Genomic DNA, 17394 nt, shown 5'->3' with positions numbered 1-17394 from the left:
ACCTGAAAGTATATACGTTTTTTATGATTTCTTTTTTAAAAGACACGCTGCAGGTGCAGGTATATCCTGCCCGCACCGCCATGGGCGAAGCTGCGGCAGCACAGGCGGCAGCGGTGATGACCCGTTTACTGGCGGAGCAACCCATGGTCAATATCATTTTTGCGGCAGCACCCTCTCAGCAGGAGTTCCTGGAGGCGCTGGTATTGCAGCCGGGTATCGATTGGTCGCGCGTCAACGCTTTCCATATGGATGAATATGCCGGCCTGCCGGCCGATGCCCCACAGGGTTTTGGCAACTTCCTGCGGGAGCGTATTTTTTCTAAAGTACCCTTCCGGGATGTGTTTTACCTGGATGGCCAGGCATCGGATAAGGACGCGGAATGCCTGCGTTATACCGCGCTGCTGGAACAATATCTTACTGATATCGTATATATGGGCATCGGCGAAAATGCACACATCGCTTTCAATGATCCGCATGTCGCCGATTTTAACGACCCGGCACTGGTGAAGATAGTAGACCTGGACCAGGCCTGCCGTCAGCAACAGGTCAACGACGGCTGTTTCACCGTGCTCAACGAAGTGCCGCAATGGGCGCTCACGCTTACCGTAACAGCGTTGATGCGTGGCCGTTATATCTTTTGCATGGTGCCCGGTGAAAAGAAGGCGACGGCGGTGCGTCATACGCTGGAAGACGCGATACAGGAAAAATATCCATCTTCAATCCTGCGTACCCATCCTTCAGCTATCCTGTATCTCGACAACGACAGTGCGCAACAAATAGATTTATCATCTTTCCACATAAAACCATCCATCCAATGACAGGCAATATACAGGCAACAGTAGAAGCCCTGTTGCAACCATCAGACGCTCTGGTAGCCGCTATGGCGGCGCTGGACGGCGATATTCTCTTGCTCGGTGTAGGCGGTAAAATAGGTCCCAGCCTGGCTAAACTGGCCAAACAGGCCATCGATAAATCCGGCGTGCCCCGCAGGGTGATCGGCGTGTCCAGGCTAACGGAACCCGGACTGAAAGAACAACTGGAACAAGATGGTATTGAAACCATTGCCGCCGATTTGTTGAATGAAACCGATCTCGCCGCGCTGCCGGACGTAAAAAACGTACTATACCTGGCCGGTACCAAATTTGGCACTACCGGTAAGGAGGCCTTTACCTGGGCTATGAACGCCTATCTGCCGGGACGGGTGGCGGAGAAATACCGAAACTCCCGCATTGTAGTATATTCTACCGGTAACGTATATCCGCTGACGCCGGTTTTAAACGGCGGGGCCGACGAGTCCATGGCGCCCGCGCCGGTAGGGGAGTACGGCCAGTCCTGCCTCGGCAGGGAACGGGTATTTCAGCACTTCTCCGGAAAATATAACACACCGGTACTGATATATCGCCTCAATTATGCCAACGATCTGCAGTACGGCGTACTGCTGGAAATAGCGAAATCGGTACGGGATGAAAAACCGATCGATCTGCGCATGGGACACGTAAACGTGATCTGGCAGGGCGATGCCAACGAAATGGCGTTGCGTAGCTTTGCACATTGTTCTGCCCCGGCTAAACTGCTCAACATCACCGGACCGGAAACAGCGCCGGTACGCTGGATTGCGGCGGAGTTTGGCAAACACCTCGGTAAAACGCCGGTGTTCCACAACGAAGAGCAGAGCACCGCGCTGCTGAGCAATGCGGCAGAGAGTTTCCGCTTGTTTGGGTACCCGAAGGTATCCCTCAAAGAGATGATCGCGCTCACGGCGGCCTGGCTGGAACAGGGCGGCCGTACCATCTCCAAGGCTACGCATTTCCAGGAAAGGGAAGGACAGTTTTAATCATCAACCTTAACAGCACAAATCATGATACCGGATTTATTATACAGTGGTACTGTTATCCCGGCGCACCCGCTGGCGCTGGACCCCGACCGTAAACTCGATGAACGCCGTCAGCGCCGGTTGACCCGCTATTATATCGCCAGCGGCGTAGGTGGCGTGGCAGTAGGTGTACACACTACCCAGTTCGCCATCCGCGACCCTAAAGTCGGACTGTATGAAACCGTGCTCCGCCTCGCTGCGGAAGAAATTGAAGCGGCCCAACTGGAACGGCCTTTTATCAAAGTGGCCGGCCTCTGCGGCCCTACGGCGCAAGCAGTGGAAGAAGCCAAGACCGCACTGAAGTATGGTTACCATATAGGTTTATTAAGTTTGGGTGGTTTAAATCATCTGTCGGAAGGCGAACTGATCGCGCATGTACGGACGGTGTCGGAAATCATCCCCATCTTTGGGTTTTACCTGCAACCTTCTGTAGGCGGACGAATACTGAGTTATCATTTCTGGGAACAGCTGGTGGAGATACCAGGGGTGAAAGCCATCAAAACAGCGCCTTTTAACCGTTATCAGACGCTGGACGTGGTAAGAGCGGTCTGTCATTCCTCCCGCTGCAATGATATTGCCTTGTATACCGGCAACGACGACAATATTGTGGCGGACCTGCTGACGAGCTATCGCTTTATGGTCGACGGCCGCGAGGTGATCAAACGTTTTGCCGGCGGCTTGCTGGGGCACTGGTCTGTATGGACCGGCAAAGTAGTGCCGCTCTTCGATCGCATAAAAAAGTGTATACTTGAGGATTATTCAGGTGCAGGAAAACTATTGGAAGAAGGGATCGCGGTAACGGATATGAATGCGGCCCTGTTCGATCCATCCCACGCTTTCCATGGCTCTATCGCCGGTATCCACGAGGTATTGCGGCGGCAGGGACTACTGGAAGGTATCTGGTGCCTGGATGAAGCCGAAACTTTATCCCCGGGACAGCTGGAAGAAATAGACCGTGTGATCGCCGCTTATCCGCAGTTGACAGACGATGATTTCATCAGCGCTTTCCTGGAAAAGGAAAAAAATATTGTCAATGCTTAAAGAAAAAATCCGGCAGCTGGCCGGCAGTATCCAGGAAGAAACCATCGCCAACAGGCGTTATCTTCATGCGCACCCGGAACTCTCCTATAAGGAGATCAATACGGCTGCTTTTATCGCCGGCAAACTGAAGGACCTGGGCATTCCTTTTGAACCTATGGCCAATACCGGTCTGGTAGCCCTGTTGCAGGGCAATAAGCCGGGAAGTGACCAGGTGGTGGCGCTCCGGGCAGATATCGACGCCCTGCCCATCCGCGAGCTCAATGAGGTGCCTTATAAATCGCAGCACGATGGGGTAATGCATGCCTGTGGCCACGACGTACATACGTCGTCGTTATTGGGTACGGCTACTATCCTCAGCAGAATGAAAGACGATTTTGCCGGTACGGTGAAATTTATCTTTCAACCGGCGGAAGAGCTGATCCCCGGCGGCGCCAGTATGATGATCAAGGAAGGGGTGCTGGAAAATCCGCGTCCCCACCATGTGCTGGGGCAACATACCATGCCGGAACTGCCGGCAGGTAAGGTGGGCTTCCGGGGTGGTCGTTATATGGCCAGCAACGACGAGATTTTTATTACGGTGAAAGGTAAAGGCGGTCACGGCGCTATGCCCCACCTGGGTATAGACCCGGTGGTGATTGCCTGTCATATTGTGATAGCGTTGCAACAGATTGTAAGCCGCCGGGTGAACCCGTTGCTGCCTTCTGTTTTATCTTTTGGGAAGATGCTGGCGCAGGGCGCTACCAACGTCATCCCCGATCAGGTAAGACTGGAAGGTACTTTCCGCTCTATGGACGAGCAATGGCGGCGGGAAGCGCATGCTAAAATTAAGAAGATGGCAATTTCCATTGCCGAAGGCATGGAAGGCGCCTGCGATATTGAAATACACCAGGGTTACCCGGTGCTCATCAACGATGAAAAACTGACCAGCATTACCCGCACCCATGCGGAAGAATTCCTGGGTGCGGATAATGTGGTTGACCTGGATATCTGGATGGCGGCGGAAGATTTTGCCTACTTCACACAGAATGCGGAAGCCTGCTTTTACCGCCTGGGTGTACGCAATGAGGCCAGGGGCATTGTCTCCGGCCTGCACACCGCCACTTTCGATGCCGATGAACAGGCCCTGGAAACAGGCGCCGGTCTGATGGCTTACCTGGCCCTGAAAACACTGGGCAATTAAAGTTATAATTGTAATGTTTCCGTGACGCCCGTTTCTGACAGGAAGCGGGCGTCGTGCGATACCACCACCAGCGTTCCCTGGTAGGCCGCGAATATCTGCGTCAACATTTGGATGTTGGTCAGATCGAGGTTGTTGGTGGGCTCGTCCAGGATGATCATATCGGGCGATTGGCTCCGGAGCGTCATACAACACAGCGCCAGCCTCAGGGTTTCCCCGCCACTCAATGCGCTACAGGATTTGCTCCAGGTATCGGGTCCAAAGAGGAACCGCACCAGCATCGTATTGAGCGCACCTTCCGGCAACTTGATTTCATTGTTATCAGCCGCCTGTTGCCATACGGTTTTACTACGGTCTATATCGCTATAGTCCTGGTCCAATACCAGGCTGCTGAAGGAAGCTACGTATAGGCGTCCCTGTTGGGGCGGCAGTTTTCCCGTGATCAGTTTAATGAGGGTGGATTTACCGCTGCCGTTGTTGCCGGCAATGGCGAGGCGGTCGCCGCTTTTAATGATAAAATCGAGCGGCTGCGGCCACAGTGGCTCATTACCAGGATGGGCATAGTTGAGCTTTTCTGCCTGCACCAGTATTTTCCCTTTGTGGCCGGGAGGGGTGGCGAAATGCCCTTTCATGATACGGGCCACCTGGTCGTTGGACGAAGCGGCATCCAGTGTGGCTTGCAGCCCGGCGACTTTTTCCGCGTGCGCCTCCTGCTGACGGGCAGTGGTTTTGGCGGCCTGGTCTCTGCGGCCATTCATCAGGATTTTGGGCAAACCACCTTCTTTGCGGCTTTTGTTGCCCCGGGCATTCTCCCGCTGCTGTTTTTCAAAAGCCTGTTGTTGCGCGGCCCTCGCTTCTTTCAGCGTTTTCTCCGCATGAGCGATCTGTTGTTGCAGGGCGGCTTTCTCCTCTGCTTTTTTACTTTCATAGAAAGAATAGTTACCGCCATATACCTGCATACGGGCGTTGGACAGTTCCCAGATAGGGTGGCACAATTCCAGCAGTTGCCGGTCGTGGCTCACCACCAGTAAAGCTTTGCTGCTGCGGTCCACCCATTCGTATAGCTGTGCCCGTGCGGTCTTGTCGAGGTGGTTGGTAGGTTCGTCGAGCAGGATGGCGGCAGGCGCCACCAGGTCGCTGCCTGCGAGGAAAGTACGGGTTTTTTCTCCGCCGCTCAGCTGTGAAAACGCCGTTGTCAGCGGAATATGGGCAATATTCCAGCGGGCGAACAGTTGTTCGCAGCGTTCCATAATATCCCAATCGTCACCGAGGACATCGAAATGACTTTCCTGTGTATCGCCGTTGAGAATGGCCTGCAGGGCGTGTATTTTGGCGTCTATACCCAATACCTGCGCTACGGTCCGGTCGTTGAACTGCCCGAAATGTTGCGGAACATAATACAGTGGCGCATTTCGGATAATGGTGCCACTTTGGGGCGCGAGTATGCCTGCCAGTATTTTCAGCAGGGTAGACTTGCCGGCGCCATTGTCGCCGGTAATGGCGGCATGGTCGTTTTTGTCAAGGGTGAAATGCAGGTCATCAAATAATACGCGGTTGGGTGGCAGTTGAAAATGGATATGTTGTGCGGTAAGTAGCATGTTTTTTCTTTGTCATATAAACAATAAAATTCCGGGTGATGGTGTGTGCTACTTGTCTCATGGGTAAAAATTTAGGTGAAAAAATAATCTCCGGGCATGCCGGGCCGATTTGTTTATGTCAATAAAATTATATGCTAAATGACTTGCTGGACGCAAGGTTCCGGAGCGGAACAAAGAATTATATGTGTGTGGGTAATGCTCACATGATGGGGCAAAGATACAATTTTCTGTGATCAGGCCAAAGGAAAAGACAGGAAAAACGAGCAACCTTTGTCCGGATTGTTCTGAAACCAGATACGGCCCTGCTGTACAGCGGTATATTCGCTGCAGAGGTAGAGGCCGAGGCCAATTCCTTTCTCATTGCCGGTTCCAAAGGTGGACCGGGCTTTGAGCGAGAAGATCTCCGGCGTGCGTTTGGGATCTATGCCGGTGCCGGTGTCGCGGATCACAATCTGGCATTGCTGGTCCTGCCGGTGTGCCTCCAGGGTGATTTGCCCGCCGGGCGGCGTGAATTTAATGGCATTGCCCACCAGGTTACGGATAATCAGCTGCAACATGTTGAGGTCTGCCATGGCGGTAAGGTCTTTATCAATATCGGTATGCAGTTGCAGTCGTTTGTTGGTGATAAAGGTCGAATGAATGTCCAGTACGGGCATCACCGCCTTGTGCACGTTGACAGGCGCCAGGTGTACGCTAAGTCCCTGCAGCTGGCCTTTGGACCATAGCAGTATATTGTACAGCATGTCCTGCGTGTTGTTCACCATCTGCAACAGCTCTGCTTCCAGTTGCAGCTTTTGTTCCGGCGGCAGCTGTATATCTTTCATTAGTTCAAGATAAGATTGAATGGAAGCCATGGGGCTGCGCAGGTCATGCGAAATAATGGAAAACAGTTTATTCTTCTCCGTATTCAGTACTTCCAGTACCCGGGTTTTCTCTTCTCTTTGCTGTTTCTCCCGGTTATAGGCATTTTTCAGGTAGATGGTACCGAAGAAAATAACCAATACGCTGGTGAGATAGGTAGCGGAGAGGTCCACTATTTTAGACGCGTGGTCGGGATACATATTGGGCACCAGTTCGGGATGATAGTACTCTGTCAATATAATGCCCGCCATCAGCAACAGGTTGAATACCAGCCATATTACATACTGCCCGCGGGGCGCTACCATCATGATAAGAAAAAAGGTGAGGGTAAACGTCATCAGGCTGGCGCCGGAAATACCGGAGCTGACAAAATAGATCCAGGCAAACAACAGGTTGACCAGTACAACGGTAATGGCTATACTCAGTGCTGCGCGGTTTCTGAAGCGGGAAAGGTAATAGAGGCCACATAAGGCTATCAGCAGGATGCCGAAAATAAAGCCGGTCATCTGCAGGCCGGTGAAATAGTTAAACGGCGCCTGCACCAGGCTTACCACCATTGCAATCAAACACATCGAGTTGAAAATGCGGTTCTCCAGGGTAACGGTTTCGGGAGGGCCTACAAGGTACAGGATCTTTTGTTGTATGCGTTTTGTAAAGTTAACTTTCATAGATGGCATGTAACAAAGCTAAATAAATAGCAGGAGAACTGGTCTACCTGAAATCTCTAAACTGGACTAATTAAAACTAGCAGCTTAATGTGAAATTTACATACTAAAAAGCGTACCATATTTTTCCAAACGAATCATTTAAAGAAACAAAGAAGGGAACATGCTAGCAAAGATTGCGCAGACTTACCGGTCTTCATTCAGTGGCCTGAGCAGGGAAACCTGGCTGCTGAGCCTGGTGATATTGATTAACCGTACGGGGACGATGGTGGCGCCGTTTATGAGTATCTACCTCACCAAAAGCCTGCACCGGAATATTGCGGATGCAGGGCTTATCATTACCTTGTTTGGAGTGGGGGCGGTGCTGGGCACTTTAGCCAGTGGCTATTTTATTGATAAACTGGGTTTCCGTGCCGTACAGATATTTGCATCTGTGATCGGCGGCTTTTTATTCCTTGCTTTCGGGTATATCACCCATTTTCCTGTCTTGTGTGTGATGACGGTGGTGCTGAGCTTTGTAGCCGAAGCTTTCCGCCCTGCCAATGGTGCTGCTATTGCTGCTTACTCCAAACCGGAGAACCTCACCCGTTCTTATTCACTGAATCGTTTGGCCACCAACCTGGGTTGGGCCCTGGGTAGTTCCCTGGGTGGGATACTGGCTGCCATCAACTATCACCTGTTGTTCTGGTCAGAAGGCTGTGTCTATATCCTGGTAGGTTTGCTGATCACCTTTTTATTGCCTCATCGCCAGGGTGTCCCCAAAAAAGCGGCGGTAGCAGGCGTTTCCCGGGACCTGCCTATCTGGAAAGATAAATTCCTGTTCCGTTTCCTGATTTGGGTAGCGATATATACCACTTCTTTCAGTCTTATTTTCCGCCTGGTACCTATCTACTGGAAAGAGAACTGGCATATCAATGAATCGGTGATAGGACTGTTGCTGGGCCTGAACGGTATCATCATCGCCCTGTTTGAGATGGTGCTGGTAAGGCACTGGGAATCCCGTAAAACAGCCATGTACTACATTATAGGCGGTGTGGTGGTAACCACCGTCGGGTACCTGTTTTTCCTGATGCCGCCGGTATGGCCAATTCTGCTGGCATTGCTGGCAGTGGTATTTTTTACCATAGGTGAAATGATGGCTTTTCCATTTATCAACTCCGTTATCATGGGACGTTCCAACGATAGTAACCGGGGACGTTATGCAGCGGCTTATTCGCTGACCTGGTCGGTGGCGCTGGTGCTGGGACCGGGAAGCGGAACGCTTATCATCGAACGCTGGGGCTTCGTGGTGTTTTGGGCGGTGCTGGTTGTGGTATGTATCATCAGCGTGATCGGCTTATGGCGGCTTTCTCTGAACAAGGCCGTGGCGGCCTGATGCATCACCATTTCGTGTTAGCCGGTTCATTTAAATCCTTATATTTATAGCGGATTTAAACGACATACACCTGATGGCCATTGTTGATACAGTTAATAGCGATAAATATCCTTTTCTTGCCGGTGGTGGTGAAACCGGCGCCCTGATTCGTAGTTACCCCTGGGAGAAAACCTCCATTGGCGCGGTAGATCAATGGCCTGCCAGCTTGAAAACCTGCTTACGGATTATCCTTACTTCCAGTCAGCCCATGTTTGTTTGGTGGGGACCTGAGTTGCTTAATTTTTATAACGATGCTTACCGGGCGATTGTGGGGGGCAAACACCCTGCCTGCCTGGGACAGCCGGCCCATATGGTATGGAAGGAAATATGGGATACGATTGAGCCGCGCGTAGAGCAGTGCCTGAGCAACAACGAAGGCACGTACGACGAGGCGTTGCAGCTGATCATGGAACGCAACGGTTACCCGGAAGAAACCTACTACACTTTTTCATATAGCCCTATCCCCGGCAATAATGGCGTACCGGAGGGTATCCTCTGCGCCAATACGGATGATACCGACCGTATCGTATCTGCCCGTCAGATGCGTACTTTGAGAGACCTGGCCCGTTTTAATCTCAATAACAAACGGATACAGGAAGTATATACCAACAGTTTGCTGGCATTACAGGAAAACCGGTCGGATTTCCCCTTTGCTTTTTTTTATGTGGCGGATCAGGCGTCTGCTAACCTGAAAGGCTATACGGTAAATGACCTGCCGGAAAATATTTTTCCCCGCCAGGTTACCACGCACGATGAAAGCCTGTTCTGGCCGGTAGCGGCGACACTCCGGCTCAACCGGCCCTTGCTCGTGGAACATTTGCGGAGTAAGGTAGGAGCGTTGCCGGGGGGAGATTGGAAAGAGTCGCCCGACCAGGCCTGGGTAGTGCCGGTGTCTTACAACAATGCAGAATCACCCTATGGTCTGCTCATCATCGGCCTCAATCCTTACCGGCAGCTGGATGAGCGCTATCAGTCCTTTTTTCAGCTGGTGGCCGATCACATTGGCGCCGCGATAGCCAGTACCCGGGCTTATGAAGAAGAACAACAACGGGTGAACTCCCTGATGGAAATAGACCGCGCCAAAACCATTTTCTTCAGCAATATCAGCCACGAATTCAGAACACCGCTGTCGCTGATGCTGGGACCACTGGAAGATATGCTGCAACACGCTGATCAACTGCCTGTGGGTATGAAGGAAGAATTGCAGCTGGCACAACGCAATACCCGCCGCCTGCTGAAACTGGTGAATTCGTTGCTGGATTTTTCCAGCATTGAAGCCGGAAGAATGCATGCCAGCTACGCCCCGGTAGACATCGCCGCATTTACCCGCGACCTGGTCAGCAATTTTGAGCCGGCTATCCGGAAGGCGGGCGTGGCGCTGGTAACCAGCTATCGGCCGTTATCAAGGGAGGTATATGTAGACAGGGATATGTGGGAGAAAATTGTACTGAATCTCGTTTCCAATGCTTTTAAATACACGCTGGAAGGACAGATTACCATTCGCCTGGAGGAACATAACGATTCCCTGGAGTTAACCGTGGAAGATACCGGCGTGGGCATTCCGCTGCAGGAATTGCCACATCTTTTTCAACGTTTTCACCGCGTGCACAACAACAGTGGCAGGAGCCAGGAAGGTACCGGTATCGGGCTTTCGCTGGTGCATGAACTGGTAAAGCTGCATGGCGGCAATATACAGGTCAGCAGCCAGGAAAACGAAGGCACTGCCTTCACGGTCAGTATTCCATTAGGATATGCACACCTGCCGGCGGACAAAATTTCTCCTTCTCACGGTCACGCCTATACGGGTGGGGAGCATGCTTTTGTGGAGGAAGCCTCCCGCTGGGATATCCCTGAACAGGAGCGGTTATCCGGTACGGCACAACCGGAAAAACCCTGTATCGTGCTGGCGGATGACAATGCAGACATGCGGGATTATATCTGCAAATTATTGGGCGACCGCTACGAGGTGATCGCTGTCAGAGATGGTGTTGCCGCATTGGAAGCTATTCAGCGGCGTTTGCCTGATCTGGTGATCAGCGATGTGATGATGCCATTGGTAGATGGTTTTGGATTGGTGAAACTACTGAAGGATAACCCCGATACTATGCATCTGCCGGTATTGCTGTTGTCTGCAAGAGCCGGTGAAGAAGCTACGGTAGAAGGGCTGGCAGCAGGAGCAGATGACTATCTGGCTAAACCCTTCTCTTCCCGGGAACTGATATCCAGGGTAGATGCCAATGTCAATACTTCAAAAGTGCGGAACCATGTAGCCAACCAGCTACGGGACGTGTTCCGGCAGGCCCCGGTGGCCATCCTGTTACTAAGGGGTAAAGATCATATCGTAGAATTGGCCAACAGCCGCTATCTGGAATTGACCGGTTTAACGGAAGCGCAGTTTGTCGGTAAACCACTGCTGGAAGTAGTACCCTGGCTGCAGGATGCAGGGTACCGGGAAATACTGGACAATGTACTGCTGACCGGCCAACCTTATGAAGGCAAAGGGGAGGAGATGACCCTGGCCTACCGCCGGCTGGATGTCAAACATTATTTTAATTATGTGTTTCACCCTATACAGGATTACCAGGGCAGCATTACCGGTATTATGATGGTAGCGGTGGAAGTAACGGACCAGGTGAGGGCCCTGCAACGCTTGGCCAGCAGTGAACGTTACTACCGGCATTTGTTACAAAACCTGCCGGCGGCCATCTATACCTGTGATGCAGAAGGCCGTATTCTCTGGTATAACGAGGCGGCAGTAGCTTTATGGGGCCGGGCGCCTGTTGTGGGAAAAGACATGTGGTGCGGCTCCTGGAAAATCTTTGATACGGATGGTATCACCCCGATGCCGTTGGAAACCTGTCCCATGGCCAGGGCTTTACAAACAGGAGAAGTGGTCCGCGAGGAGGAAATTATAGTGGAAAGACCGGATGGTACCCGCAGAAATGTACAACCTTACCCCGATCCTATTATAGACGAAGACGGTCGTGTAGCCGGCGCCGTTAATATGCTGATCGATATCACTGAGCTGAGAGCCGCCCAGATTCATATGGCCCGCTTAGCAGCCATCGTTGAGGGATCTGATGATGCGATTATCAGTAAAACACTGGAGGGGATCATCACCAGCTGGAACCCCGGGGCGGAAAAACTGTTTGGTTATACTGCCGGTGAAGCCGTCGGTCAATCGATCATGATGCTTATTCCGCCTGACCGGGCGCAGGAAGAGGTGGAGATCATAGACCGCCTGAGAAGAGGCGTCAAAATAGAGCACTTTGAAACAAAACGTCGTACCAAAGACGGGCGGCTGCTGGATATTTCCCTCACGGTTTCTCCCTTGAAAGATGCCAGGGGCCGTATTGTAGGCGCTTCAAAAATTGCCCGCGATGTAACGGAGCAGAAAAAGCTGTTCTCCGCCTTACAGGAAAGTGAAGCGCGGTATATGCAGGTAGCCCAGGAAATGGAGGCCATCGTAGCGCAACGGACAATTGAACTTACAGAGGCCAACTATTACCTGGAGAAGTCCAACAAGGAACTGGAACAATTTGCGTTTGTCACCAGTCACGATTTACAGGAACCCTTGCGCAAGATCCATACTTTTGCAGGCCTGCTTTGTGATTCCCGGCAGGATATGCTCAGCGACACCGGTAAACTGTACATCGAAAAAATGATGATCAGCGCCCGGCGGATGTCGCAGCTGATTCATGACCTGCTGAATTTCTCCCGCCTTAACCGGACCGACGAAGCCTTTGTGCCTACTGACCTCAACGAGATAATGGTACATGTACTCAACGATTTTGAGGTGAGCATTGGTCAGAAAAATGCAACGGTCATCGTGGACCCGTTGCCCACTATTCCGGCCGTGCCGCTGCAGATGACTCAACTGTTGTATAACTTACTGGGCAACGCGCTGAAGTTCACTGCAGAAGACCGCGACCCGTATATTCACGTGAGCGCGCGCTTGTTATTGCCCGAAGATTTTGCCGGTTATCCCGAACTGGATACCAGCCGTACCTACCACCTGATATCCGTGAAAGATAATGGTATCGGGTTTAACCAGGTGTATGAAGACAAGATCTTCCAGATCTTCCAGCGGCTCAATAACCGCACGGCATATGAAGGCACCGGTATCGGATTGGCGCTGTGCAACAAGATCGCCATTAACCACAAAGGATGTATCCGTGCATTTGGCGCATTGGGCGAAGGCGCCGTCTTTAATGTTGTTTTGCCTGCTATGTAAATATTCAATCAGCCTTCTTCGATTGGTACTTTTTTTGATCGATGCAGCTGTCCGCCTATTTATCTCTTTTATTGTTGACCAGGTTAATTGCGTATTCATGATTATAAAAGAGCTGCATGTGGTGATTGAAACACCCAAAGGGAGCAGTGAAAAATATGATTTCGACCCCGTGTCGCGATTCTTTGTGTTAAGCCAGGCATTGCCTGCGGGTATGATGTTCCCCTTTGATATGGGGTTTATTCCGGGCACCCGGACGGAAGATGGTAATCCGCTGGATGTGATGGTGCTGTCTGAATTCAAAACATTTACCGGCTGTATGATGAAATGCCGGTTAATTGGCGCTATCAAGGCGGTTATATATGAGGCAGATGGGCAGCCGGTGCGCCGGGACCGCTACGTGGCGGTACCTTTCCTTTCCAGGATGTATAAGGAGCTGGATGTGGTGCCGGACAGAATGATGCGGGAACTGGAACGGTTTTTTACCGCCTATCATGAACTGGAAGGCAAAATATTCAAACCTGCCGGTTACCTCGACGCTGCGCCGGCCTATGAACAGATAAAATTCGTGTGATATGTCTTTCCTTGATACCATCTGGGGCGACGGAGAAAAGCTGGACGTACTGCAAATGTCTGTACGCGCGGGCTGTATGTTTTTTATCGCACTAACCCTCATCCGGCTGGGCGGTATGCGCATCTTCGGAAAACGTTCTCCTTTCGACACCATTATCATTATCATGCTGGGTGCTATTCTCGCCAGGGGAGTAGTAGGCGCGTCGCCTTACTGGTCCACCGTTGTTGCGGCAACTGTAATGGTGACCATCAACCGGCTGATAGCATGGGCATGCGCTGCCAATGATAAGGTCAATGGTATCATAAAGGGCAAACCCCTGTTACTCTGCGAGAGCGGGCAAATCCACTGGGAAAACATGAAGTTCGCTTCTTTGAGTAAATCTGATCTGATGGAAAGTCTTAAACTCGAAACAAAACAGGACTCACTGGAAAGGATAGAGAAAGCATACATGGAATGCAACGGAAGGATTAGTTTCCTGGTGAAGAAAACTACTTAAAACATTTGTGCCATTTTTCTTCCAGCACATCTTTTAAAATACGGCAAAGGGCATCAAAAGAATCCGGTTTGGTGAGAAACAGGCGGGCGCCCAGCGCCATGGATTCCTGTACGTCTTCCACCATGTTGGAGGTACTCAGCACCACTACCTTGGTAATGCTCCGCTGAATAAGCTTCCCCAACTCTATTAAACATTCCTTGCCGTTCATCATCGGCATGTTCATGTCCAGGAAAATGTAGTCCGGATTGACCAGTTTTTTACTGAAAAGCAGATCTATGGCCTGGATACCGCTTTCGCAGTAATGAGTCTCCACTTCTGGCGAGACTTTCTTAATGGCTTCACTGAAGAAAATCCTGTCATCAGCATCATCGTCGATAACAAGGACGGTGTGTGGCTTCATGTTATATGGTTAAATCAGGTTTACAAATGAAAAATTCCTAGCTAAATTTCTCAGTTTGATATTTTCATAGGGTGTATAAATATCGGTCAATAAAAACATAAAATCAAATAATAATATCAGTAATATATTGTTGCGACAGCTAATGTGAAGGTATGGGAGTTGTATTAACAGGACTTTATATTGGCGTAGGATCGGCCACCATCCGGAACTGCGTAACCCTGTAGGAATGGACCGGGTGACGGGTAGGCGGCAGCTATGGGGCCATGGCCGTCCGGTAGGCATCACATATGTTGGCGGACGGCGATTTACCGGTGACGGATGATGCCGGTAATGTTATTTGGCGCATACACGCCAACCGGTAATTTGATGATTTAGTTATTTGGTTATTTGATTATTTAGAAAATGCAGCGATTGATATCCGCCGCATTTTCTAAATAATCAAATAACCAAATACTCAAATTTATTGCTCTTTCACGATCCTTTTAATGACGGTATTACCATCCTGTACCAATTTGATGATATATACACCGGCTGCCTGACGTCCGCCATGGAAAGTAGCCTGATGGCTGCCTGCGGACTGTTGTCCGTTCGCCAGCACTGCTACCGGTTGGCCGGTGAGGTTGTATACAATGACACTGGCCACGCCCGCTTTTTCGAGTGTATAGGTCACATGTAAATCTTCCCGGAAGGGGATCGGATAAGCATCTACCTGCAGCTTAGCAGCTTTGGGCGCATCATTCACGGGGTGGATGACAGCGATGGACGACGCTGCAGCAAAGGCTGTCTGCGTTTTTACTTTTACCTCGGTATAGCTGTTCCAGGCGTTCACGTTATTGCCATGACCGAGAATTCGTACATACTTCGCCGTTACTGCCGTAAAGTTGAACGATTCAAACGCATTGGAGGTGCCGCTGCTCTGGCGGCCGGCGGCTACGGTGGTCCAGTTGGTACCGTCGTTGCTCACGAGGATATCGAATTTGGCTTTGCGTTCGGTGCCTTTGTAGAAGGCGATATCCACACCGGTGACCGATTGGGCACTGCCCAGGCAGAACTGTATCCACTGTCCATCACCGCTGGCAGACCAGCGGGTGTTCAGGTCGTTGTCCAGTACATTGGCGGCTACGTTGCCGTCATCGCCGCTGGCCTCCACGGGGTTGCAGCCGGGTGTGGCACTTACGGTAATGCTGACAGCCGAAGAGGTGGTGCTGCTGTTACCGTTGTCGGTGGCTTTGGCGGTAAGGCTGTAAGTGCCCGCTGCTACGTTGTTCCAGGTATAGGAATACGGACTGGAGGTATCTTCGCCCAGTTTGGTGCTGCCATTGAAAAATTCCACTTTGGTAACGGTACCATCGCTATCGGCGGCATCGGCATTGATGGTAACGGAAGCCGGCGCCGTATAGGCGGCATTGTTAGCAGGGGAAGTGATGCTCACGGTAGGCGGTACATTTACCGGACCGCCGCCACTGCCGGGGATCCACCAGTTACCGGAGATAAAGAGTTGACATAACAGTCCGTAGGAGTCGCTGTAGTAGCCGCTTTTGGCGGACTTTAGCCAGTTCCAGCCGGCGTTGAGGAAAGCCTGGTTATTGCTGCTAACGACAGATGCTGCCACAAAGGGCCCGATGAATACGGCTTCCTGACCGGTGCCGCGGTTGCTGCCGTTCAGTTTGTAGCCGTCTACAATAGCGGTGGGATTGTTATTGGTTTTGGTTTTAATCCAGTTCACCATCTTGTTGGTGATGGTAAGGGCGTTGCTGTTGCCAAACATGGCATAGTCCATTACGATGCGCAGCGGTACGCGGCAGGCGTTGTAATTGTACTCATTGGTAGGGGGGTACTCATCCAGGAAGTTCTGGGGGGCTGGTTCCGGAGGGTTCTTTACCACGAAGTCGGAGATGAGGCCGGTGTTAGGCGTATAGGTAGCGGAGAATTGGGAATATACGCTATAACAGGTGTTAATCACCGTGTTCCAGGTGGCGTCGCCGGTTTCCTGGTAGAAGGCGCGCATGTGGTCTATCATCCAATCGGATGGACGGGTATCCAGCGTGGATTTGGAATCGGAGTCGCTGAGACCGAGGCGTTTGCTGTTGGTAACGTAACTGGCTTTCAGGCCGTTGTTGATCATGTCTTTGGCTTCTGCGAGATAGTTGATGGTGCCGCCGGAGCCCCATTGGTAGTGTGCCAGGATAAGTGCGTAGGCAATGTCCATATCACCGTCTGTGGCGGAGTCGAAATGACCTTGCGCAGCGGTGGCATTGGCTACTACCCAACCCATCAGCTTATGATTGTTGACACTGTGGTACGCTCTGGCAGTTTTAAATAAGCCGTTGAAGATAGTCTGGGCATTGGGATCATGACCGGCCATCAGTGCCACGATGACCATGCCGTAACCTTGTCCTTCTGAAGATCCCAGTGCTACGAAGCCGTCCGGGTTGCCGGTAATATCGCCTTTTACATAGTAACCACCCGGGAGTGTGGTCAGGTTGTTTTTCAGATAAGCAGCTTTCCAGTAATCGTAATAGCTGGCTACGCTGGCGTTCATGGCTGCCTGGGTAACGTTGTTGGGCTTGATACAGTTGGGGTAACTGATGGCTTGCGGAAAAGGCTTGTTTTGTGCCTGTACGCAAATGCCGGCAGTACTCAACAGTACTGCTAACAAAAACGATAAATGTTTGATCATAAGGGTTTGTTTTTAGGTGAATTATTAAAGAAAAGATCCTGGTTGTCCGTTCAGGTAATTACATAGCGGGGCGCTGTCAGTTGTAGGTCTGACTGCATCAGTACAATGTCTCCGTTTGTAACAGGTGTTTGCTTACGATCTTCGTTCGGCTATCGTGTCATGGGTCTCCGTCTGTTAAGGATGTTTGCTTATGATCTTCGTTGGGAAAGGGTTCAGCTGCAGTGTCATGGGTCTCCGTTTGTTATAGGTGTTGCTACGTTATTATTCTCCGTACAATGGTCTCCGGGACATACAATCGCTGACTAGCATCAATCGATTGCATTCTTCTATGAAGATAAATGAATTTTTTTGAATTTGTCAAGGTGAAAGATAGAAATAACGGCC

12 protein-coding genes are annotated in these 17394 nt (G+C 51.1%); 8 read left to right on the top strand and 4 right to left on the bottom strand.

The window, feature by feature from the left end; all coding sequences use genetic code 11:
- The first annotated feature begins 23 nt into the window (after positions 1-23).
- The 4 genes from ICL07_RS03865 to ICL07_RS03850 are packed head-to-tail and all read left to right on the top strand — an operon-like array spanning position 24 to position 4094.
- Positions 24-818, top strand: coding sequence for a glucosamine-6-phosphate deaminase (locus ICL07_RS03865; RefSeq protein WP_188086620.1), 795 nt, complete (start codon positions 24-26; stop codon positions 816-818).
- Positions 815-1834 (top strand): NAD-dependent epimerase/dehydratase family protein, encoded by a 1020-nt coding sequence (locus ICL07_RS03860; RefSeq protein ID WP_188086619.1) that lies wholly within the window; start codon positions 815-817, stop codon positions 1832-1834. Before ICL07_RS03865 ends, ICL07_RS03860 begins: the two co-directional genes overlap by 4 nt.
- Positions 1835-1858: 24 nt before the next feature.
- The gene (locus ICL07_RS03855) at positions 1859-2914 is read left to right on the top strand and encodes a dihydrodipicolinate synthase family protein (protein WP_188086618.1); all 1056 of its coding nucleotides are present in this window, start codon (positions 1859-1861) and stop codon (positions 2912-2914) included.
- Positions 2907-4094 (top strand): M20 metallopeptidase family protein, encoded by a 1188-nt coding sequence (locus tag ICL07_RS03850; RefSeq protein ID WP_188086617.1) that lies wholly within the window; start codon positions 2907-2909, stop codon positions 4092-4094. The genes ICL07_RS03855 and ICL07_RS03850 overlap by 8 nt, the downstream gene beginning before the upstream one ends.
- Positions 4095-4096: 2 nt before the next feature.
- On the opposite strand, the gene ICL07_RS03845 is transcribed toward ICL07_RS03850, so the two are convergent.
- Together ICL07_RS03845 and ICL07_RS03840 are read right to left on the bottom strand one after the other, a co-directional pair.
- Positions 4097-5689: an ABC-F family ATP-binding cassette domain-containing protein gene (locus tag ICL07_RS03845; RefSeq protein ID WP_188086616.1), complete on the bottom strand. Its 1593-nt coding sequence runs from the start codon at positions 5687-5689 to the stop codon at positions 4097-4099.
- Between the two features lie 233 nt (positions 5690-5922).
- Complete coding sequence (locus tag ICL07_RS03840; RefSeq protein WP_188086615.1) at positions 5923-7218, bottom strand: sensor histidine kinase; 1296 nt, start codon at positions 7216-7218, stop codon at positions 5923-5925.
- Positions 7219-7378: 160 nt separating this feature from the next.
- On the opposite strand from ICL07_RS03840, the gene ICL07_RS03835 reads away from it, so the two are divergent.
- The 4 genes from ICL07_RS03835 to ICL07_RS03820 all read left to right on the top strand — a co-directional run bounded on the left by ICL07_RS03835 (position 7379) and on the right by ICL07_RS03820 (position 13930).
- A complete protein-coding gene (locus ICL07_RS03835; RefSeq protein WP_188086614.1) occupies positions 7379-8590 on the top strand; it encodes an MFS transporter in 1212 nt (403 codons plus the stop codon).
- Between the two features lie 73 nt (positions 8591-8663).
- On the top strand, positions 8664-12863 hold the full coding sequence (locus ICL07_RS03830; RefSeq protein ID WP_188086613.1) for a PAS domain S-box protein: 4200 nt from the start codon (positions 8664-8666) through the stop codon (positions 12861-12863).
- A gap of 97 nt (positions 12864-12960) precedes the next feature.
- Positions 12961-13434 carry an inorganic diphosphatase gene (locus ICL07_RS03825; RefSeq protein ID WP_188086612.1) on the top strand — a complete coding sequence of 158 codons (474 nt, stop codon included), beginning with the start codon at positions 12961-12963 and terminating at the stop codon, positions 13432-13434.
- A 1-nt stretch (position 13435) separates the two neighbouring features.
- Positions 13436-13930 (top strand): DUF421 domain-containing protein, encoded by a 495-nt coding sequence (locus tag ICL07_RS03820; RefSeq protein ID WP_188086611.1) that lies wholly within the window; start codon positions 13436-13438, stop codon positions 13928-13930.
- Here ICL07_RS03820 and ICL07_RS03815 read toward each other — a convergent pair.
- Positions 13923-14330: a response regulator gene (locus ICL07_RS03815; RefSeq protein ID WP_188086610.1), complete on the bottom strand. Its 408-nt coding sequence runs from the start codon at positions 14328-14330 to the stop codon at positions 13923-13925. The genes ICL07_RS03820 and ICL07_RS03815 overlap by 8 nt on opposite strands.
- Positions 14331-14790: 460 nt before the next feature.
- Positions 14791-17010, bottom strand: coding sequence for a glycosyl hydrolase family 8 (locus tag ICL07_RS32365; protein WP_188086609.1), 2220 nt, complete (start codon positions 17008-17010; stop codon positions 14791-14793).
- Positions 17011-17394 lie beyond the last annotated feature (384 nt).

Origin of the sequence: Chitinophaga qingshengii, from assembly GCF_014529935.1 — a bacterium.
In the GTDB taxonomy this organism is placed as follows: domain Bacteria; phylum Bacteroidota; class Bacteroidia; order Chitinophagales; family Chitinophagaceae; genus Chitinophaga; species Chitinophaga qingshengii.
This window is presented reverse-complemented; position numbering and strand designations above follow the sequence as displayed.

Coding starts and splice junctions, on each gene's coding strand:
- ICL07_RS03865 (WP_188086620.1), top strand. CDS start 24: ATGATTTCTTTTTTAAAAGACACGCTGCAGGTGCAGGTATATCCTGCC.
- ICL07_RS03860 (WP_188086619.1), top strand. CDS start 815: ATGACAGGCAATATACAGGCAACAGTAGAAGCCCTGTTGCAACCATCA.
- ICL07_RS03855 (WP_188086618.1), top strand. CDS start 1,859: ATGATACCGGATTTATTATACAGTGGTACTGTTATCCCGGCGCACCCG.
- ICL07_RS03850 (WP_188086617.1), top strand. CDS start 2,907: ATGCTTAAAGAAAAAATCCGGCAGCTGGCCGGCAGTATCCAGGAAGAA.
- ICL07_RS03845 (WP_188086616.1), bottom strand. CDS start 5,689: ATGCTACTTACCGCACAACATATCCATTTTCAACTGCCACCCAACCGC.
- ICL07_RS03840 (WP_188086615.1), bottom strand. CDS start 7,218: ATGAAAGTTAACTTTACAAAACGCATACAACAAAAGATCCTGTACCTT.
- ICL07_RS03835 (WP_188086614.1), top strand. CDS start 7,379: ATGCTAGCAAAGATTGCGCAGACTTACCGGTCTTCATTCAGTGGCCTG.
- ICL07_RS03830 (WP_188086613.1), top strand. CDS start 8,664: ATGGCCATTGTTGATACAGTTAATAGCGATAAATATCCTTTTCTTGCC.
- ICL07_RS03825 (WP_188086612.1), top strand. CDS start 12,961: ATGATTATAAAAGAGCTGCATGTGGTGATTGAAACACCCAAAGGGAGC.
- ICL07_RS03820 (WP_188086611.1), top strand. CDS start 13,436: ATGTCTTTCCTTGATACCATCTGGGGCGACGGAGAAAAGCTGGACGTA.
- ICL07_RS03815 (WP_188086610.1), bottom strand. CDS start 14,330: ATGAAGCCACACACCGTCCTTGTTATCGACGATGATGCTGATGACAGG.
- ICL07_RS32365 (WP_188086609.1), bottom strand. CDS start 17,010: ATGATCAAACATTTATCGTTTTTGTTAGCAGTACTGTTGAGTACTGCC.